General features: G+C 49.0%; 19 protein-coding genes. All 19 read left to right on the top strand.

Annotation, left to right across the window (positions count from 1 at the left end):
• The first annotated feature begins 388 nt into the window (after positions 1-388).
• The 19 genes from MKQ68_RS01820 (at position 389) to MKQ68_RS01910 (ending at position 18,980) form a co-directional block, all read left to right on the top strand.
• Positions 389-877: a sigma-70 family RNA polymerase sigma factor gene (locus MKQ68_RS01820; protein WP_264281827.1), complete on the top strand. Its 489-nt coding sequence runs from the start codon at positions 389-391 to the stop codon at positions 875-877.
• A gap of 256 nt (positions 878-1,133) precedes the next feature.
• On the top strand, positions 1,134-1,991 hold the full coding sequence (gene hisG, locus MKQ68_RS01825) for an ATP phosphoribosyltransferase (protein ID WP_264281828.1): 858 nt from the start codon (positions 1,134-1,136) through the stop codon (positions 1,989-1,991).
• A gap of 18 nt (positions 1,992-2,009) precedes the next feature.
• Positions 2,010-3,293 (top strand): histidinol dehydrogenase, encoded by a 1,284-nt coding sequence (gene hisD, locus MKQ68_RS01830; protein ID WP_264281829.1) that lies wholly within the window; start codon positions 2,010-2,012, stop codon positions 3,291-3,293.
• Positions 3,294-3,304: 11 nt separating this feature from the next.
• Positions 3,305-4,345 carry a histidinol-phosphate transaminase gene (gene hisC / locus MKQ68_RS01835; RefSeq protein ID WP_264281830.1) on the top strand — a complete coding sequence of 347 codons (1,041 nt, stop codon included), beginning with the start codon at positions 3,305-3,307 and terminating at the stop codon, positions 4,343-4,345.
• Positions 4,342-5,478 (top strand): bifunctional histidinol-phosphatase/imidazoleglycerol-phosphate dehydratase HisB, encoded by a 1,137-nt coding sequence (gene hisB, locus MKQ68_RS01840; protein WP_244837100.1) that lies wholly within the window; start codon positions 4,342-4,344, stop codon positions 5,476-5,478. The genes hisC and hisB overlap by 4 nt, the downstream gene beginning before the upstream one ends.
• Before the next feature lie 272 nt (positions 5,479-5,750).
• Complete coding sequence (locus MKQ68_RS01845) at positions 5,751-7,160, top strand: anthranilate synthase component I family protein (RefSeq protein ID WP_264281831.1); 1,410 nt, start codon at positions 5,751-5,753, stop codon at positions 7,158-7,160.
• Positions 7,161-7,162: 2 nt separating this feature from the next.
• A complete protein-coding gene (locus MKQ68_RS01850; protein ID WP_264281832.1) occupies positions 7,163-7,732 on the top strand; it encodes an anthranilate synthase component II in 570 nt (189 codons plus the stop codon).
• Between the two features lie 36 nt (positions 7,733-7,768).
• Positions 7,769-8,761, top strand: a complete 993-nt coding sequence (gene trpD / locus MKQ68_RS01855; RefSeq protein ID WP_264281833.1) for an anthranilate phosphoribosyltransferase — start codon at positions 7,769-7,771, stop codon at positions 8,759-8,761.
• 8 nt (positions 8,762-8,769) lie between these two features.
• On the top strand, positions 8,770-9,573 hold the full coding sequence (gene trpC / locus MKQ68_RS01860) for an indole-3-glycerol phosphate synthase TrpC (RefSeq protein ID WP_264281834.1): 804 nt from the start codon (positions 8,770-8,772) through the stop codon (positions 9,571-9,573).
• On the top strand, positions 9,570-10,205 hold the full coding sequence (locus MKQ68_RS01865) for a phosphoribosylanthranilate isomerase (RefSeq protein WP_264281835.1): 636 nt from the start codon (positions 9,570-9,572) through the stop codon (positions 10,203-10,205). The genes trpC and MKQ68_RS01865 overlap by 4 nt, the downstream gene beginning before the upstream one ends.
• Positions 10,206-10,212: 7 nt before the next feature.
• A complete protein-coding gene (trpB, locus tag MKQ68_RS01870; RefSeq protein WP_264281836.1) occupies positions 10,213-11,421 on the top strand; it encodes a tryptophan synthase subunit beta in 1,209 nt (402 codons plus the stop codon).
• A 6-nt stretch (positions 11,422-11,427) separates the two neighbouring features.
• Positions 11,428-12,198: a tryptophan synthase subunit alpha gene (gene trpA, locus MKQ68_RS01875; protein WP_264281837.1), complete on the top strand. Its 771-nt coding sequence runs from the start codon at positions 11,428-11,430 to the stop codon at positions 12,196-12,198.
• Positions 12,199-12,298: 100 nt separating this feature from the next.
• Positions 12,299-12,892 (top strand): imidazole glycerol phosphate synthase subunit HisH, encoded by a 594-nt coding sequence (gene hisH / locus MKQ68_RS01880; protein ID WP_264281838.1) that lies wholly within the window; start codon positions 12,299-12,301, stop codon positions 12,890-12,892.
• A gap of 3 nt (positions 12,893-12,895) precedes the next feature.
• Positions 12,896-13,621 (top strand): 1-(5-phosphoribosyl)-5-[(5-phosphoribosylamino)methylideneamino]imidazole-4-carboxamide isomerase, encoded by a 726-nt coding sequence (gene hisA, locus MKQ68_RS01885; protein ID WP_264281839.1) that lies wholly within the window; start codon positions 12,896-12,898, stop codon positions 13,619-13,621.
• A 6-nt stretch (positions 13,622-13,627) separates the two neighbouring features.
• Entirely contained in the window at positions 13,628-14,383 is a 756-nt protein-coding gene (gene hisF / locus MKQ68_RS01890) for an imidazole glycerol phosphate synthase subunit HisF (RefSeq protein WP_264281840.1), read from the top strand.
• Between the two features lie 32 nt (positions 14,384-14,415).
• Positions 14,416-15,009, top strand: coding sequence for a bifunctional phosphoribosyl-AMP cyclohydrolase/phosphoribosyl-ATP diphosphatase HisIE (gene hisIE / locus MKQ68_RS01895; protein WP_264281841.1), 594 nt, complete (start codon positions 14,416-14,418; stop codon positions 15,007-15,009).
• Positions 15,010-15,017: 8 nt separating this feature from the next.
• Entirely contained in the window at positions 15,018-16,103 is a 1,086-nt protein-coding gene (locus tag MKQ68_RS01900) for a TlpA disulfide reductase family protein (protein ID WP_264281842.1), read from the top strand.
• A gap of 69 nt (positions 16,104-16,172) precedes the next feature.
• Positions 16,173-17,306: a TlpA disulfide reductase family protein gene (locus tag MKQ68_RS01905; RefSeq protein WP_244837087.1), complete on the top strand. Its 1,134-nt coding sequence runs from the start codon at positions 16,173-16,175 to the stop codon at positions 17,304-17,306.
• Positions 17,307-17,819: 513 nt separating this feature from the next.
• The gene (locus tag MKQ68_RS01910; protein ID WP_264281843.1) at positions 17,820-18,980 is read left to right on the top strand and encodes a carboxypeptidase-like regulatory domain-containing protein; all 1,161 of its coding nucleotides are present in this window, start codon (positions 17,820-17,822) and stop codon (positions 18,978-18,980) included.
• Positions 18,981-19,006 lie beyond the last annotated feature (26 nt).

Consider the following 19,006-nt stretch of genomic DNA (forward strand, 5'->3'; position numbering starts at 1 on the left):
TATCATATATAATATGTTAAGATATTTTTAAAGAGCGTTCACCCCGAAAGGCTCTTTAGCGGTCTTCTTAGTACATCGGTACTATTTAATGTGCATCGATGGCATTTATTAAGTGTCTATAGTAGTGGGGGCCATTCCTGGCCTCCAATTCTTTCTTTTGCTCATACGTTTAACCACACATTAACAAGCAGACGCTTTTAAAGTCCCCCCATCATCCTTAGATTTGCGGCGTGAATTGTTAGGAATAGTTTGTCAACTTTAGGAGCCATGTAGGGCTAAACTTTCATCGTCGCATTGTGTAACCTGTTATTTTCCAGTCCGTTTTATTATTAGCTTAAGACCCAGTCTTCGTGTTTTCCAACATGAGGAGGGGGCAATGTTTTGAAAAATGGAAGCAGCTACATTTGAGACAGTTTACAGGCAGAAGTATGAGGTGTTTTGCATCGCCGCGTACGCTATTCTCGGCAATAAGGAAGATGCCAAAGATGTGGTGATTAACCTGTTTGCGGACATTTGGGAAAAACGGGAGTATTACCAGATTGAGGACATGGAAAGTTATATGTGGCGGGCCGTTAAGAACAGATGTTTTAATCACCTCAGCAAAAGGGCCTTACAGGAAACCAGGGAACAGGACTACCAGGCCAGTCTTCTCAATTACGTACTACCAGAGGCTTTCGCCGCCGAAGTGAAGGAGGTGCTCGTTAACGCCGTGAATGAAATGCCCCCGCAACGCTTACAGGTATTCACCTCAATTTATCTTGATGAACAAAAGTATCACGAAACGGCCTCCAGCATGGGTATTTCCATCAATTCGGTTAAAACGCACATGAAACTTGCCTTAAAGCATTTGCGGATAAGGCTTTCTGAAAATTTTTAGGGTGGATGCGGCTACTATGGCGGCTTTGACTCTTTTTTCAAAAAATAGTTGCATTTTCCCCAATACTTGTTACTTTTGTACCCGAAATGAAAAATAACAACGTACATATCCATCATCATCATTCTTACCGCGCCGGTAGGCTGGGATGATTTTATGTACGATAAAAAGATATAAAAACATCATCAAAGGCTTACCGGTTCCGGTAAGCCTTTTTTATTTTCGGCTGCCGGCTGACGCCTGCCAAAACCCAGAAACAATGCAAAAGCTAAGAATTGCGATTCAGAAATCAGGCCGTCTACACGACGATTCTATCAAACTGCTGAAAGAATGCGGTATTGACATGAACAATGGCGTTAACAAGCTCAAAACGGAAGCCAGCAACTTCCCCCTGGAAGTGTTTTTCCTGCGCGACGATGATATTCCGCAATACGTGGAAGATGGCGTAGCCGACATTGGTATCGTGGGAGAAAACGTAGTGCTGGAAAAAGCACGCACCGTAGATGCGATCGAGAAACTGGGCTTTGGCAAATGCCGCCTTTCGCTCGCAGTGCCTAAAGGCATGGAATACACGTCGGTAAAAGATATGCAGAACATGCGCATCGCGACCAGCTACCCGGTAATCCTCGAACAGTTCCTGTCTAAAAATAATATCACCGCAGAAATTCATGAGATCAGCGGATCGGTGGAAATCGCTCCCGGTATAGGTTTGGCAGAAGCGATCTGTGACCTGGTGAGCAGCGGATCTACTTTATTCATGAATGGTTTGAAAGAGGTGGAAACCGTGCTGAAGTCAGAAGCGGTATTAATCGCTAATAAAAGCCTCACAGCCGAGCAAATCCAGATCCTGGACAAATTGTTGTTCCGCATCAAGGCGGTGAAAAAAGCCAAGAATAACAAGTACGTGCTGCTGAACGCACCGAACGATAACCTGGCCCAGATCATCAGCCTGCTGCCCGGCATGAAAAGCCCCACCGTACTGCCACTCGCAGAAGCCGGCTGGAGCTCTGTACACTCCGTGCTGAACGAAAATGACTTCTGGGACATTATCGAAAGCCTGAAAGCCGCCGGTGCCCAGGGCATCCTCGTAGTGCCGATCGAAAAAATGGTGATATAAACCGCAAAACTAAAGGAGATGCAATATATCCGTTACCCGGAAAAAAGCACCTGGAATAGCATCCTGCAAAGGCCGGCCTTCGATACACGTGACCTCGAAAGCCGTGTAGCGGCTATCCTGGATGATGTTAAAGCCAATGGCGATGCAGCTATCCGCAAATATGCGCTGCAGTTCGATAAGGCAGAACTGAATGAACTCAGCATCAGCGAAGCGCAGTTCGAAGCCGCTGCAGCACAGGTAAGCGAGGAGCTGAAGGCAGCCATCCAACAGGCAAAAAGTAATATTGAAACGTTCCATAAACGGCAGGCAGAAGCGACTACCGTCGTAGAAACAATGCCTGGCGTGCAATGCTGGCGCCGCGCCACGGCGATTGAGAAAGTGGGGTTGTACATTCCCGGCGGTTCCGCACCATTGTTCTCTACCATCCTGATGCTCGGCATTCCCGCTAAGCTCGCGGGCTGTAAGGAAATCGTGCTCTGTTCACCTGCAGGTAAAGGTGGCATTCACCCTGCTATCCTTTACACCGCACAACTGGTGGGCATTACCCGCGTGTTCGGCATTGGTGGCGTACAGGCGATTGGCGCCATGGCCTACGGTACGGAAAGTGTACCACGGGTGTACAAAATCTTCGGTCCGGGTAACCAGTATGTTACCTGCGCCAAGCAACTGGTAAGCAAAGCCGGACTCGCCATCGATATGCCTGCAGGCCCTTCGGAAGTGGCGGTGCTGGCAGACGATACCTGTGTGCCTGATTTCGTAGCAGCTGATTTGTTGTCGCAGGCCGAGCATGGTCCGGACAGCCAGGTAGTATTGGTCACTACTTCAGAAAAAGTAATAACTGACGTGAAAGCCGCCGTGGAAAAACAGCTGGCCGAACTGCCCCGCCGCGATATCGCAGAAAAGGCATTAGGCAACAGTAAACTGCTGCTCGTACAATCGCTGGATGAAGCCATGGAATTATTGAACGCCTATGCCCCCGAACACCTGATCGTGGCCTGTGCAGACGATGAGGCCATCGCCGATCGGGTGGTAAATGCAGGCTCGGTGTTTCTCGGCAATTACTCTCCCGAAAGTGCAGGCGACTATGCTTCCGGTACCAACCACACCTTGCCCACCAATGGCTATGCTACTGCCTACAGCGGCGTATCGCTCGACAGCTTTGTGAAGAAGATCACATTCCAGCGACTGAGCCACGAAGGCTTGCAGCAACTGGGGCCGTTCATCGAAACCATGGCCGCCGCAGAGGGGCTGGATGCACACAAACTGGCTGTAACCGTTCGTTTAAAAGCTATCAACAATTAATGCTTTGAATTATGTTCGACTTAAATAATCTGCTTCGCGATAATATCAAAAGACTGGTGCCTTACTCTTCCGCAAGAGATGAGTTTAAAGGAGAAGCCAGCGTTTATCTCGATGCTAATGAAAATAGCTTCGGCTCACCGCTGCCAAAGGATTACAACCGTTACCCGGATCCCATGCAGTGGAAGATCAAATACAAACTGGCCGACATTAAAGGTGTTCCGCCGCAAAATATTTTTCTCGGTAATGGCAGCGATGAATGTATAGATGTACTCTATCGTGCATTCTGTCGCCCGGGTGTTGATAACGTGGTGCTTTGTCCACCGACTTATGGCATGTACGAAGTAAGTGCCAATATCAACGACACGGTTATCCGCAAAGTGAGCCTCACCGAAGATTTTCAACTTGACTTACCTGCGCTGGAGCAAGCCATCGATGAAAACACGAAACTCATTTTTATCTGTTCGCCCAATAACCCTACCGGTAATTCCATCAACCGTGAGGATATTGAAATGGTGCTGAATAATTTCGATGGGATTGTAGTGATCGATGAAGCGTACATCAACTTCGCAAAACAAAAAACATTCATCCAGGAGCTTACGGAGTATCCGAACCTGGTTGTGTTGCAAACCCTCTCCAAAGCCTGGGGACTCGCTGGTTTGCGCCTGGGTATGGCCTTTGCGGGTGAGCCTGTGATCGATGTGATGAATAAAATCAAGCCGCCGTATAACATCAATCAATCCACCCAGGAATTGGTAGAAGAAGCGTTGAACAACACAGAAAAGGTGAACGACTGGATCCGTGAAACAGTGGCGGAGCGCGAAAAGCTCGTAGCCGGACTGTTACAGCTGCCCGTCGTACAAAAAGTATATCCCAGCGACGCCAACTTCGTACTGGCTAAAACGACGGACGCGAAAGGTTTGTACAACAAACTGGTAGAACAGGGCATTATCGTACGCGATCGCTCTAAAGTGGAGCTGTGTGCAGGTTGCCTTCGCATTACCGTAGGCACGCCGGAAGAAAATGTTCAACTGTTAAACGCATTACAAGCATGAAAAGAGTACTCTTCATCGACCGCGACGGCACCATGATCAAAGAACAGCCACCAACCTACCAGATCGACAGCCTGGAGAAAGTGGAGTTCTATCCCAAGGTATTTACTTATCTCGCTAAAATAGCCGCCGAACTGGATTATGAGCTGGTCATGGTGAGCAACCAGGACGGTATGGGTACAGATTCATTCCCGGAGGATACCTTCTGGCCCGCGCAAAAACACATTCTTCGTTCCTTTGAAAACGAAGGTGTGGTATTCGCCAACATCTGCATCGACTGCAGTTTTCCGCATGAGAACAAGCCCACCCGCAAACCGGGCACAGGCATGCTTACCCAATACCTGAGCGGCGATTACGATATGGCCAACAGCTTCGTGATCGGGGATCGTATTACGGACGTGCAACTCGCCATGAACCTGGGTGCCAAAGCCATCTGGATGAAGGAAGATGCAGCATTGGGTGCAACAGAAGTGAATGACGATGCGGCGAAACTGCAAAACGTTGTTGCGCTGGAAACCACCGACTGGCAAAGGATTTATGAGTTCCTGAAGATTGGCATCCGCGAAGTAGAACATGTTCGCACTACCAAGGAAACAGACATCCGTATAAAACTAAACCTCGACGGCACCGGTAAAGCGAACATCAGCACCGGCCTGCACTTCTTCGACCATATGCTCGATCAGATCGCGCGCCACGGCAGCATCGACCTCGAGATCATTGCTAAAGGAGATCTGCATATTGACGAGCATCATACGATCGAAGACACGGGGATCGCGCTGGGAGAAGCCATTGGAGCCGCTTTGGCAGATAAAAAAGGCATGGAGCGTTATGGTTTCTGCCTGCCCATGGACGACTGTCTGGCCCAGGTAGCCATCGATTTCGGCGGTCGCAACTGGATCGTTTGGGATGCGGAGTTCAAAAGAGAGAAAGTAGGAGATATGCCGACTGAGATGTTTTTCCACTTCTTCAAATCCTTCTCAGACGCGGCAAAAGCCAACCTGAACGTGAAGGCGGAAGGCGAGAACGAGCATCATAAAATCGAGGCCATCTTTAAGACTTTTGCTAAAGCGATTAAAATGGCGGTGAAGCGCAATCCTGATAAAATGCAGCTTCCCAGTACAAAGGGCGTGCTCTAAAATAAATTTGTAATTGTGCGAAATTCCTTGCATATTTGTTCCCGATATGACAAAGACTTTCACATACAAATATTGGTGGCACGTTTCCAGAGCTTACGCTGTGTAACAGTGCCATGTTTGTATTACAAATATTTGAAGGCTCGCTGGTACACAGCGGGCCTTCTGCTTTTTAGGCCGGTTCCGGAACGGAGAAAGAAGCGAAATATCCGAAAGTAATATTCAGCCATCCCCGGGCAAAACGCCTGGTACAAAAGTCAACACTGCGTTCTATCATGAAACAGATTGAGGTACGGACGAAATACAAACAAATGCTGGCCGATGTGTTTACGCCGGTGAGCATTTACCTGCGAATCAGGGACAAATTTCCTGGCTCCATCCTCCTGGAGAGCACGGACTCCCACGCCAGCGAAAACAGTTACTCTTTTATTGCCATCAAACCTATTGCAGGTATTGAAGTAACGTCCACGGATATTTTCGAATTCAAATACCCTAACCGGGAACCGGAACGCCGGCAGTTAAGCAGTCCGGCCGAAGTGTTAAAGGAAATGGATAACTTCTTAAAGAGCTTCAAGTTCGTTGAGAAGTCGCCCGTTCCGTTTACAGAAGGGCTTTACGGCTACAGTACGTTTGATTCCGTACAGTTCTTTGAAACCATCAAGTTCCAGAAGCGCGAAGCGAACGGCAACACCATTCCACTCATGCGCTATCGTTTCTATCAATATGTGATCGTTATCAATCACTTTAAAGATGAAATGTATCTCTGCGAAAACGCGATAGATGGGGTGGAAAGCGAGTTTGACCAGATTGAATCGCTCATCCGCATTAAAGATTTCCCGGCGTATCCGTTCGCACCAAAAGGAGAGGAACAGAGTAATATGACCGGCGAGCAATACATGCAAATGGTAGAAAAGGGCCGCGAACACTGCTTTCGCGGAGATGTTTTCCAGATCGTATTGTCCCGCTCTTTCTCCCAGCAATTCTCCGGTGACGAGTTTAACGTGTATCGCGCCCTTCGCTCCATTAACCCTTCCCCTTATCTTTTTTACTTTGATTACGGTGATTATAAACTGATGGGTTCTTCGCCCGAAGCGCAGTTAATTATGCGCAATGGTAAAGCGGTGATCCATCCTATTGCCGGCACGTTCCGTCGTACGGGCAACGATGAGCAGGACAAACAACTGGCCGCACAGCTTTTGGAGGATCCGAAAGAAAATGCGGAACATGTGATGCTCGTAGACCTTGCCCGCAACGACCTTAGCAGGCACGCGACGGAAGTGGAAGTAACTTCTTACAGGCAGATCCATTTCTATTCGCATGTGATTCACCTGGTAAGTGAAGTAACCGGCAAGATCAACGGAGGTATACCGCCATTCAGCATCCTGGCAGATACGTTCCCGGCAGGCACGCTTTCCGGCGCACCGAAATTTAAAGCTATGGAACTGATCGACAAATATGAACCTACCTCGCGCGGCTTCTACGGCGGTTGCGTTGGTTTCGTAGGCTTCAACGGCGACTTTAATCACGCGATCATGATCCGCTCTATGCTGAGCAAAAACAACACACTGTACTACCAGGCCGGGGCAGGCGTTGTCGCCAAATCGGTAGCCAAATCCGAACTGGAAGAAGTGAACAACAAACTGAATGCACTGAAACAGGCCATCATCAAGGCGCAAAACATCTGACAATGAACATCCTCGTTTTCGATAACTACGATTCTTTCACCTATAACCTGGTGCACCTGGTGGAGAAGATCATCAACGGTAAAGTGACAGTGCACCGTAATGATAAGATCAGGCTGGAAGACGTTAAAGCGTATGATAAGATTATTTTGTCGCCTGGTCCTGGCATTCCTGAAGAAGCAGGTTTACTGCTTCCGCTGATCAAAGAATATGCGGCCAGTAAGTCCATATTCGGCGTATGCCTCGGTCAGCAAGCCATTGGCGAAGCCTTTGGCGGCAAATTAATCAATCTTTCCGAAGTATATCATGGCGTAGCCACGCCTGTAAACATCATATCCCGCAGCGGCAGGCTGTTTAATCAACTGCCCGATGAGCTGGAAGTGGGGCGTTACCATTCCTGGGTAGTGGATGAAAAATCATTGCCCGCCGAACTGGAAATTACCGCCAAAGATGCACATGGTTATGTAATGGCGTTACAGCATACTACTTACGACGTAAGCGGTGTACAGTTCCATCCCGAAAGCGTGCTCACACCAAGAGGAGAGCAGATTTTGCGGAACTGGCTGGAGAAATAGGCAACCACTTTTTTCTCACCATTAACATCAAACCAAATGAAAAAAATACTCAATTATCTTTTCGAACATAAAACATTTACCCGCGAAGGCGCAAAAGAAATCCTGACCGGCATTGGCAAAGGCCAATACAATGAAAGCGAACTCGCAGCATTTATGACCGTGTTCCTCATGCGCACCATTACCATTGACGAGCTGCTCGGCTTCCGGGAAGCTTTGCTGGAGATGTGCGTGCCCGTCGATTTGAACGGCCACGACGTGCTTGATATCGTAGGTACTGGCGGCGATCAGAAGAACACGTTCAACATCTCCACCTTATCCTGCTTCATCGTAGCCGGTGCGGGTGGTAAAGTAGCGAAGCATGGCAACTACGGCGTATCGTCCGTAAGCGGCGCTTCCAACGTGATGGAGCTGGTTGGCTACAAATTCAAAAATAACCAGGACGCACTGAAGAAAGAACTGGAAGAAGCAGGCATCTGTTTCCTGCATGCGCCACTGTTTCACCCGGCTTTAAAGAACGTAGCGCCTGTGCGTCGTCAGTTGGGGGTTCGTACGTTCTTCAATATGTTGGGCCCACTGGTAAATCCGGCTTTCGCAAAATCACAGCTGATAGGCGTGTATAGTCTTGAAATGGCGAGGATTTATAACTATCTTTTCCAACAGACCGATAAACGCTTCGTGATTGTGCACAGCCTGGACGGTTACGATGAAATTTCGCTCACCGGCGATACCAAAGTAATATCCAACCTGGGCGAACATAACTGGACGCCAGAGGCACTGGGCAAACGTAAAGTAACGCCGCAGGATATTTACGGCGGTGCTACTACCGAAGAAGCAGCCAGGATTTTTACTAAGGTGCTGAAGGGCGAAGGTACCTGGGCGCAAAACTCTGTAGTACTGGCTAATTCCGCTATGGGATTACATTGCCTGGGTACTTACAAGGATTATGATAGCTGTTTCCAGGCGGCGGTAGAATCGCTGGAATCGGGCAAAGCGTACAAGTCATTCCAAAAATTGATCAGTCTCCAATAAACACCGGCATGAAAAACATTTTATCTGAGATCGTTGAAACCAAGAAGGTAGAAGTGGCGGAGCGCAAGAAACTGCGCAGCATCGAAGACTTGAACCGGTCGCCTTTATACAGATGTAATCCATTTTCCCTTCGCGAGTTCCTGCGTATGCCGGACCGTACAGGCATCATTGCCGAGTTTAAACGTAAATCACCGTCCAAAGGAATTATCAATGACCGGTATTCGGTGAAAGATATTACCTGCGCGTATTCTCGTTACGGTGCTTCGGGTCTGTCAGTACTGACCGATGGTCCTTACTTTGGCGGGTCTGTAGAAGATCTGAAAGAAGCGCGTGCGATCAACCGCATCCCCATTTTGCGTAAAGATTTTGTGATAGATGAATACCAGATTGCCGAAGCGAAAGCGATTGGTGCGGATGTAATCCTGTTGATCGCAGAGTGTTTAACGAAAGACGAGGTAGCGCATCTCTCTAAATATGCCGAAGACCTTGGCCTGGAAGTGTTGCTGGAAGTGAACAGTTTGCCCCAGTTAGAAAAAGTGGCGCCTTCTGTACACCTGGTAGGCGTGAATAACCGCGACCTCACTACGTTTACCGTGGACATTAACCGCTCGTTCGAACTGGCAGAACAGATTCCTTCAGATAAATATAAAGTAGCCGAAAGCGGTATTAATGATGTGGCGAGCATCGTGTCGCTTAAGAAAGCAGGCTTCGATGGCTTCCTGATCGGTGAGCATTTTATGAAGCAGGAAAATCCACCAGCTTCCTTTGAAACCTTCGCCAATTACCTGAAGGAGCAACTGAAAAGCATATGAAAGTAAAAGTTTGCGGCATCACGAAAGCAGCGCAACTGGCATCGCTGGTAGCAGGCGGCGCGGACTACGCCGGCTTCATTTTCTACGAACGCTCCCCGCGTTTTGCAGGCAATAAGCTGGATGCGCGCACCGTGCGCGAAGTGGGCAATGGCATCCGCAAAGTGGGCGTGTTCGTAAATGCGCCCCAACAGCAGGTATTGCAGATCATCAGGGATTACGGTCTGGATGCGGCACAACTGCACGGCGACGAATCACCTGAATACTGCGCCGCTGTAAAAACCGCAACCGTCGTGATTAAAGCGTTCCGGATTGGTGGCGAGATGAGCAGCCTGGACGCATTGGCCGCTTATGAAGGTGTTTGCGACTACTTTTTGTTCGATACAGCGGGCAAAGATTATGGTGGCAACGGTCAGTTGTTCGACTGGACATTGCTGGAGCAGTACCCGTACAAAACACCTTTTTTCCTGAGCGGCGGTATTGGTCCGGCGCAGGTACAAATCTTGCTGGACCTGAAGTTGCCCGGCTTGTTCGCGGTAGATGTGAACAGCAAGTTCGAAACGGCACCCGGCGTAAAGGACATGCAGCAGGTGCAGACTTTTATCGATAACATTAAACAATCACCCGTAAAATAAACTTACGATGAACATAGCGGTTAACACGAAGGGATCTAAGTATCATGTTAATGAGAAAGGCTACTATGGCAGGTTCGGCGGCGCTTACATCCCCGAAATGCTGTACCCGAACGTAGAAGAGCTGCGTACAAAGTACCTGGAGATCATGAGCGAACCCTCGTTCCAGCAGGAGTTTGAAGCCCTGCTGCGCGACTATGTAGGCCGCCCTTCTCCATTATACCTCGCAAAACGATTGTCAGAAAAATATGGCGCGCAGATTTACCTGAAACGTGAAGACCTTAACCACACCGGCGCTCATAAAATCAACAATACCATCGGCCAGATATTACTGGCAAAACGCCTCGGTAAAAAGCGCATTATCGCAGAAACCGGCGCGGGACAGCACGGCGTAGCCACGGCTACCGTTTGTGCGTTGATGGGATTAGAGTGCATCGTGTACATGGGTAGCGTAGATATTCAGCGCCAGGCGCCTAACGTGGCCCGTATGAAAATGCTGGGTGCAGAGGTTATTGCCGCCACCAGCGGCAGCCAAACCCTGAAGGACGCAACGAACGAAGCCATCCGCGACTGGATCAACAATCCGGTGGACACACATTATATCATCGGCTCCGTAGTAGGACCGCATCCTTATCCGGACATGGTGGCCCGCTTTCAATCTGTGATCAGTGAAGAGATTCGCGCACAGCTGAAAGAGAAAACAGGTAATGAATTGCCGGCTTACGTGATCGCCTGTGTAGGCGGCGGTAGCAATGCGGCCGGTACATTCTTCCATTTTACTGAAGAGGAAGGCGTGAAGCTCGTTGCCGTAGAAGCAGCCGGCCAGGGTGTGCATAGCGGTTACTCCGCAGCTACTTCCCAGTTGGGTAAGATAGGGGTGATACATGCGAGCAAAACCCTGCTCATGCAAACCGAAGATGGCCAGATCGTAGAGCCACACTCTATTTCCGCTGGTCTGGATTACCCGGGCGTTGGACCGATGCATGCGCATTTGTACGAAAGCGGCCGCGGGCTATTCCTGAATGCGACCGATGATGAATCGCTGCAGGCGGCCTACGAGCTTTGCCGGCTCGAAGGTATTATCCCCGCCCTGGAAAGCGCGCACGCACTGGCAAAACTGAAGGAGCTGGAGCTGAAACCATCCGACGTAGTGGTAGTTTGCCTCTCCGGCCGCGGCGATAAAGACCTGGAAACTTATATCAAAAATCTTCAAAAATAAGAGGCAATGAACCGCATTGACCAACTTTTCAGTAAGAAGCAACAAAACGTTTTGAACATATACTGTACCGCAGGTTATCCCACCTTAAACGATACAGTGCCCGTAATGAAAGCCCTGGAGGCTGCCGGCGCCGATATGGTGGAACTGGGCATGCCCTTTTCCGATCCGCTGGCAGATGGCCCGGTGATCCAGGAGAGCAGTACGAAAGCCATTGCCAATGGAATGAGTATTAAAACCCTGTTCTCGCAGCTGAAAGATGTTCGGGAAAGTGTAAACCTTCCTATTATCCTGATGGGATACATTAACCCGGTGTTGCAATTCGGCGTGGAGGCTTTTCTGCAGCAATGCGCCGAAACGGGTGTGGATGGCATCATCCTGCCCGATTTGCCGATGGACGAGTACGAAGAGGAGTACCGGCCGCTGTTCGAAAAGTATGGTCTGCACCTGATCTTCCTCATCACCCCCGAAACCAGCGACGCCCGCATCCGTAAGATCGATTCGCTGAGCAGGGGATTTGTGTACGCGGTGTCGTCCTCCTCAACGACCGGTAAGGACAAGCAGTTCGAAGGCCAGCAGGCGTATTTCGAACGAATCAAAAATATGCAATTGAAAAACCCGGTATTGATAGGGTTTGGTATAAAAGATAAAGCTACTTTTGAGTCCGCAAGCGCGTATAGCAACGGGGCCATCATCGGTAGCGCATTTGTGAAAGCGCTGGAAGCAGGCGGCGATGTGCCGCAAACGGTCAACAAGTTTGTGAAGGCCATTCTGCAATAGCGGTCAATTAGGGACGGAACTAAAATAGTTGACTGTTCCAACAAAGGCAAACTGTAAAAAGTATACGTTAACATCAGGGGTATCAAGTCAAACCAGGAAGATGAAAACAGTCATTATAAAATATAACGCCGGCAACATCCGCTCCGTACTGTTCGCATTGGAGCGACTGAATGTGGAAGGCATCGTGACCGACGATCCGGCGGAAATTCGTGCAGCCGACAAGGTGATATTTCCCGGGGTGGGCGAGGCCAGCACGGCCATGGCCTATTTGCGTGAAAAAGGGCTTGACCAGGTGATCAAAAACCTGGAGCAGCCTACACTCGGTATTTGCCTGGGCATGCAGCTGATGTGTAAACATTCGGAGGAGAACAACACCGATTGTCTCGGCATATTCGATCTGAACGTAAAGAAATTCACTTCGCCCGTAGAAAACCTGCTGAAGATCCCGCAGATCGGCTGGAACAATATTACCGGCTTGCACAGCAAGATATTTGAGCACGTGCCGCAAAATGCTTACATGTATTTTGTGCATAGCTATTATGCAGAACTGGGGCCTGAAACCACCGCGATCGCTAACTACGTGATCAATTACAGCGCTGCGATGCAAAAGAACAATTTCTACGCCGTACAGTTTCACCCCGAGAAATCGGCCGAACACGGTGCTAAACTTATTGAAAGCTTTTTGAACTTATAATTGATGTCCTTCGAAATTATACCCGCTATCGACATTATCGGCGGAAAATGCGTTCGCCTCACACAGGGCGACTATGCACAGAAAACGATTTATAACGAACATCCGCTGGAAGTAGCGAAGGAGTTCGAAGATGCCGGTATTACCCGGCTGCACCTGGTTGACCTTGACGGCGCTAAAAAAGGTGCCGTGGTGAACTGGAAAGTGCTGGAGGATATTGCTGGTAAAACCGGTATGGTGATTGATTTCGGCGGCGGGATCAAAAGTGATAAAGATATCAGTATCGTATTTGAAAGCGGTGCTGCCATGGCGACCATCGGTAGTGTGGCGGTAAAACAGCCGGGGCTTTTCTTCAGCTGGGTAGCGCAATATGGTGCAGATAAAATATTCCTCGGGGCAGACGTAAAGGGCGAAAACATTGCCGTTGGCGGCTGGCTCGAAACAACGGAGCTGAGTGTGTACGACTTCCTGCTGTCCAACATTGACAAGGGTGTACACAACATATTTTGTACAGACATCTCCAAAGACGGCCTGTTGCAAGGTCCGTCGGTGGATTTATATAAGAAGATACTGGAACGTTTTCAGAACATCCATTTCATTGCCAGCGGTGGCGTAAGTAATATCCAGGACGTGGAAGCCTTACGTGAAGCGGGGTGCGCCGGTGCTATCATCGGCAAAGCCATTTATGAAAACAGGATTTCTGTGAGTGAACTTAAACAATTCAACGTTTAAAAAGCTATGCTTACCAAACGCATTATACCCTGTCTCGATATTAAAGACGGCAGGACCGTAAAGGGAGTGAATTTCGAAAACATCCGCGATGCGGGCGATCCCATTGAACTGGGCGCTCTGTACGCAGAACAGGGCGCCGACGAACTGGTGTTCCTGGATATCACGGCTACGGTAGAACGTAGAAAAACATTGGCGGAGCTCGTGACGCGCATCGCGCAGCACGTGAATATTCCATTCACCGTAGGGGGTGGCATTACTGCGGTCGAAGATGTGAGTGTATTGCTGAACGCCGGTGCCGACAAAGTATCCGTTAATTCGGCGGCCTTCCGCCGGCCGGAGCTGCTGAATGAACTGTCGTTACAGTTCGGCAGTCAATGTATCGTGCTCGCCATCGACACGAAATTCGAAGACGGCGACTGGTACGTGTACCTCAACGGTGGCCGTGTAAAAACGGATGTTAAAACCGTAGACTGGGCAAAAGAAGCAGTTGATCGTGGTGCGGGTGAAATATTGCTTACCTCTATGAACAATGATGGTACCAAACAAGGCTTTGCGCTGGATATTACAGGTAAACTGGCCCAGGACCTGCCCGTACCGGTGATTGCCTCTGGCGGCGCGGGCACCATGCAGCACTTTGCAGATGTGTTTGAGAAAGCGCAGGCTGATGCGGCGCTGGCAGCCAGCATTTTTCATTATAAGGAAATGGAGATACCCGAACTGAAGAAGTACCTTTACCAACGAAACCTTTCCATCCGCTTTTAAGAAGCAGATTATATAGACTTTTTATTATATTTATGCAGATAGATTTCAAAAAATCACCTGACGGACTGGTGCCGGCCATCATACAGGATGTAAATACCAATAAGGTGTTGATGCTCGGTTACATGGACCAGGCGGCTTTCGACAAAACCATGCAGGAAGGTAAAGTGACCTTCTTCAGCCGTTCCAAGCAAAGGCTGTGGACGAAAGGAGAGGAGAGTGGCAATTTCCTGTACATGAAAGACGTTAAGGTAGACTGTGACAACGATACCCTGCTCATCAAAGCTGATCCCGTTGGGCCGGTTTGCCATACAGGCGCCGATACCTGCTGGAACGAGCAAAACACGGGAGACGACTTCCTGTTCAAACTCGAGCAGGTGATTAAAGACAGGATTGCGCAGCCTACGGAGGCTTCTTACACCGCAAAGCTGTTTGCGCGCGGTATCAATAAGATGGCCCAGAAAGTAGGTGAAGAAGCAGTGGAACTGGTGATTGAAGCAAAAGACAATAACGATCACCTGTTTTTGAACGAAGGCGCCGACCTGCTGTTCCATTACCTGATCTTATTGCAGGCCAAAGGGTTCAGCCTGGCGGATATCATTAAAGTGTTGAAAGAAAGGCATAAATAAACCTGGTAATGAAAAACCTCTTTTTATTTGTAGTATTACTGGCTTGCGCTGCAGGAGCGAATGCGCAGCAAACGATCAGCGGCAGCTTTAAAGGCGCCAACGGCAAAGTATTGTATCTTTTTGATGATACCGCCGACGGTCCACAGGATTCTGTAGTTATAAAAGAGGAGAAATTCCGGTTTGCCATTAAAAATAATCCGGAGGCGGAAATTTACGCACTCATTTATCCCGGCGTATCTACCCCGCTGTTCATGGCGCCGGGCAAAGACGCTTTGCAATTCGAGCTGGATACGGCACATTTTCCCCTGGCGAATGATATGAAAGTGAATGAAGCGACGAAGTATATGCAAATGTACCAGCGTAACTTCAAGTCTTTCAGTAACAAAGCGGCTAAACTGAACGCTGAAGCAGCCGGCATCGCGGAAAACGACGAGGCGGCTAAGCAAGCCTTTCGCAAAAAGGCAGAGGAGTTTAATACAGGTGTGATAGCAGCTGGCAGAGACTTCATCACCCAAAATCCAGGTCAGCTCGCCAGTTTATGGATGCTAGGCAACGACCTGGCTAACCGCCTTTCCCCAAGCGACGTGGAGGCTTTGTATAAAAGTCTGACTCCCGAAGTCCGCAAATCGAAACATGCTGAGCGGATTGAGAACTATTTACAATCTGTAAAACAATCAGCCCTAAACGTAACCGCCGACGATTTTACTCAAAACGATACCAAAGGCAAGCCGGTGAAACTGTCATCCTTCCGTGGAAAGTACGTTTTGGTCGATTTCTGGGCCAGCTGGTGCGGTCCCTGCCGCCAGGAAAACCCGAATGTAGTGGCGGCTTACAATAAGTATAAAGACAAGAATTTTACCATCCTGGGTGTGTCGCTGGACGATGACCGCGCCGACTGGCTGAAGGCGATTGAGGCCGATAAGCTGCAATGGACACAGGTTTCCGACCTGGGTGGCTGGAATAATAAGGTGGCCAAACAGTATGGTATCCGCTCCATCCCGGCTAACTTTCTGGTAGATCCGCAGGGCAAAATTGTTGCCCGCAACCTGCGTGGCGAGCAGCTGGAGGCTACCCTGGCTGAGCTCCTCCACTAGCCGCTTATCAAAATAGGGTTGCTTTTCCCTCCGCAAAGCGGGATTTTTGCAGGAAAATAAACAGTGAGTATGAAAAGAATAGTTCTTTTTGCAGCGCTATTCCTGCCCTGGGCACTAAAGGCCCAACCCAAAACGAAGCAAATCCATTATGATATAAAAGGTGTTTCTTCCATCGGTCAGCCTGGCAAAATGTACATCAGCCTTAGAAAAGCGGATAAAAACATGCTGGATAGCGCCGAGGTGGTAGACGGTCAGTTTACCTTCAAAGGCAAGCTGGAAGAGCCCGTTTACGCTTCCATTTTCATCTACATCGAAACGCCTGAAAGACCAGGCGCCAAAAGCCGCAAAGAAGTAGCAAAGTTCTTCGTAGATAAAGGTACTACCACCGTTAATATCAAAGACATTAGCGGAAACGCCGAAATCAAAGGCGGCGCAGCCCAAAACGCGCTGGAGCAACTGAGCGAAATGGAATCATCCGTCGCTAAGCAGGCGGAGGAGTTGCAGAAGCAATACCGTGCGTTTTATAATGCGAAGGATGAAGAAGGCATGAAGAAGATCGAGCCCCGTTTTGCTGAACTCGATGCTAAGCGCAGCGCAACACAACGTGCCTATCTGAAGCAGCATCCTACCACACCTATCGGTATTTATGTGATCAATACGCTTGCAGGCTACGATATCAATCTCCCGGAAATAGAGCCGATTTTCAATAACTTAAGTGACGAAGTAAAAGGTAGCCCGTCCGGACAGGCGTTCAGCAAACGAATGGATATCGCGCGCAGAACGCAGGTGGGGCAGGAGTCTATCGACTTTTCACAGAACGCGCCAGACGGTACGCCACTGGCTTTATCTTCCCTTCGCGGTAAGTATGTGCTGATCGACTTTTGGGCCAGCTGGTGCGGCCCATGCAGGGCAGAAAATCCGAACGTGGTGAAAGCTTACAATCAGTATAAAGACAAAAACTTTACCGTACTGGGTATCTCGCTCGACGAGTCAAAAGAGAAGTGGTTAAAAGCCATTGAAAAAGACCAGCTGACCTGGGCGCAGGTGAGTGACCTGAAAGGCTGGCAGAACGAAGTGGCAAAACTGTACGGGATTCGCGCTATTCCACAGAACTACCTGGTAGATCCGAAGGGTCGCATCATCGGCAAAAACCTGAGAGGTGAGGCGCTGGAAAAGAAACTGGAAGAATTAATGGGGGAGTAGTGCCCGCATCTTGTAAAATAAAGAGGGCTGTACCAAATGGTGCAGCCCTTATTTTTTTCGATAGCCACCCTGTAAACCAGGGCATCTCATGCAGGCAATAAAAGGGCTTACGCCCTGGCGTTAATTGGGGGCATTATAGATTTCGGTCGTTGAATGGTAAGGAAGATTGGATAAGTTGTAAATGGTTGGTATTTGACAAGTTGCTTGTACCATTCTATTGCTTTGACGGTGCAAATATACAAACAAATTATTAATCTACAAAATTGGTAGACTATCAAGTTTGTTAGTTAGTGTAGCCTTTAGCGTAATGTGGTTTGATTACTTGTTGATGCGATGCCTTTTTGACAATGCAGTGCGTCTGCGCCCGGGGGCTGTATTTTATGCCTTCTGAAACTGCACTGCGTCTGCGTCCCGGAAGTTGTATCCGATGCTCGCTGGCAAATCAATAATTACGCACTATCAGAACGAAAGTTTCGTAAATTTACGAACGTTTCGTAATTAATTGATGATTTGATGAAATTACTCCTTTCCGCCGCCTGTTTGTTGATATGCCTGGCCACTTTCAGCCAGAGCCGTATTACCGGTACCATTCGCAGTGAAAAGGATGGCGCCACGTTAGCATTTGCAAGTGTGTTCCTGAGCCAGACGACACTTGGCGACCGCACCACTGAGCAGGGGCATTTTACTGTACGCAATATCCCGAACGGACGTTATGAGCTGATCGTGTCCTACCTGGGATATGAAACGCTCGTGGTGCCGTTGGCGTTACAGGATACAACGCTCACCCTCAACCTCCGCCTGAAACCCAAGGCCGGACAATTGGGAGAAGTCGTGATTCGCAGCGATCCGGACAGGGAGCGCTGGCTGGCTACCTTCCGCGAAACGTTTTTAGGTACAAGCCGTGCCGCACGGGCCTGCCGCATTACCAACGAAAACATACTCGACCTCCATTATGATCAGGATCATCACCAGCTGACGGGCTCCTCGGACGGCATGCTCATCGTCGACAACCCAACGCTCGGGTATCGCGTGAAATATGTTTTACAGGGATACGTGAATGATTTCGGGCGTGGTTATGTATTATATTATGGCTTTCCTCAGTTTGAAGAAATGAAGGCGAAGAATCGCAGGCAGCAGGCGAAATGGGAGGAGCGGAGGCTGCTGGCCTACCGCGGTTCGTCCATGCATTTTATGCGTAGCCTGATGAATAAGCGGTTGAAGGAAGATGGCTTCCAGGTGAACAAGATAGTACGGGTAGAGCGAAAGAACACCGCTGCACAAAGAGCGCCTGGCGATACCGCGCAAAGGGTGCTCGTAGGTAACAGGCAGCCTGTTTTTTCGCGGTATGCGGACTACCTTTATACCGGGGAGGTGAGCTATGACAGTATATACCATAAACCCGTGCAGGGAACAGGCATTGTTCTTCACTTTACCAATTACCTGCAGGTAGTATATAAGAACGAAAAAGAAGCTTTCGAATACCTGCAGTTCAAAGGTCGCAGGGCTGATAAACGATATGCGCAAACTTCGCTGGTACATTTGTTTGTTCCGGAAGTAGGGGTGGATGCTAATGGAAACGTGGATGCGCCGGCCGATGTGGTATTTGAAGGCTACTGGGGCTGGGAAAAGGTAGCGGAAATGGTTCCGCTGGACTACAAAGAGCCGGTCAAATAGTTTATAATCAGCCAGTTAAAATTATT

Source organism: Chitinophaga horti (assembly GCF_022867795.2).
Taxonomy (GTDB): Bacteria; Bacteroidota; Bacteroidia; order Chitinophagales; family Chitinophagaceae; genus Chitinophaga; species Chitinophaga horti.

Bases quoted from the DNA above. Each gene is read 5' to 3' on its own strand.
- MKQ68_RS01900 (WP_264281842.1), top strand. From the start codon at position 15,018: ATGAAAAACCTCTTTTTATTTGTAGTATTACTGGCTTGCGCTGCAGGA.
- trpB (WP_264281836.1), top strand. From the start codon at position 10,213: ATGAACATAGCGGTTAACACGAAGGGATCTAAGTATCATGTTAATGAG.
- hisB (WP_244837100.1), top strand. From the start codon at position 4,342: ATGAAAAGAGTACTCTTCATCGACCGCGACGGCACCATGATCAAAGAA.
- MKQ68_RS01820 (WP_264281827.1), top strand. From the start codon at position 389: ATGGAAGCAGCTACATTTGAGACAGTTTACAGGCAGAAGTATGAGGTG.
- MKQ68_RS01850 (WP_264281832.1), top strand. From the start codon at position 7,163: ATGAACATCCTCGTTTTCGATAACTACGATTCTTTCACCTATAACCTG.
- trpD (WP_264281833.1), top strand. From the start codon at position 7,769: ATGAAAAAAATACTCAATTATCTTTTCGAACATAAAACATTTACCCGC.
- hisA (WP_264281839.1), top strand. From the start codon at position 12,896: ATGTCCTTCGAAATTATACCCGCTATCGACATTATCGGCGGAAAATGC.
- hisF (WP_264281840.1), top strand. From the start codon at position 13,628: ATGCTTACCAAACGCATTATACCCTGTCTCGATATTAAAGACGGCAGG.
- MKQ68_RS01910 (WP_264281843.1), top strand. From the start codon at position 17,820: ATGAAATTACTCCTTTCCGCCGCCTGTTTGTTGATATGCCTGGCCACT.
- hisIE (WP_264281841.1), top strand. From the start codon at position 14,416: ATGCAGATAGATTTCAAAAAATCACCTGACGGACTGGTGCCGGCCATC.
- hisC (WP_264281830.1), top strand. From the start codon at position 3,305: ATGTTCGACTTAAATAATCTGCTTCGCGATAATATCAAAAGACTGGTG.
- hisD (WP_264281829.1), top strand. From the start codon at position 2,010: ATGCAATATATCCGTTACCCGGAAAAAAGCACCTGGAATAGCATCCTG.
- MKQ68_RS01865 (WP_264281835.1), top strand. From the start codon at position 9,570: ATGAAAGTAAAAGTTTGCGGCATCACGAAAGCAGCGCAACTGGCATCG.
- MKQ68_RS01905 (WP_244837087.1), top strand. From the start codon at position 16,173: ATGAAAAGAATAGTTCTTTTTGCAGCGCTATTCCTGCCCTGGGCACTA.
- MKQ68_RS01845 (WP_264281831.1), top strand. From the start codon at position 5,751: ATGAAACAGATTGAGGTACGGACGAAATACAAACAAATGCTGGCCGAT.
- hisH (WP_264281838.1), top strand. From the start codon at position 12,299: ATGAAAACAGTCATTATAAAATATAACGCCGGCAACATCCGCTCCGTA.
- trpA (WP_264281837.1), top strand. From the start codon at position 11,428: ATGAACCGCATTGACCAACTTTTCAGTAAGAAGCAACAAAACGTTTTG.
- hisG (WP_264281828.1), top strand. From the start codon at position 1,134: ATGCAAAAGCTAAGAATTGCGATTCAGAAATCAGGCCGTCTACACGAC.
- trpC (WP_264281834.1), top strand. From the start codon at position 8,770: ATGAAAAACATTTTATCTGAGATCGTTGAAACCAAGAAGGTAGAAGTG.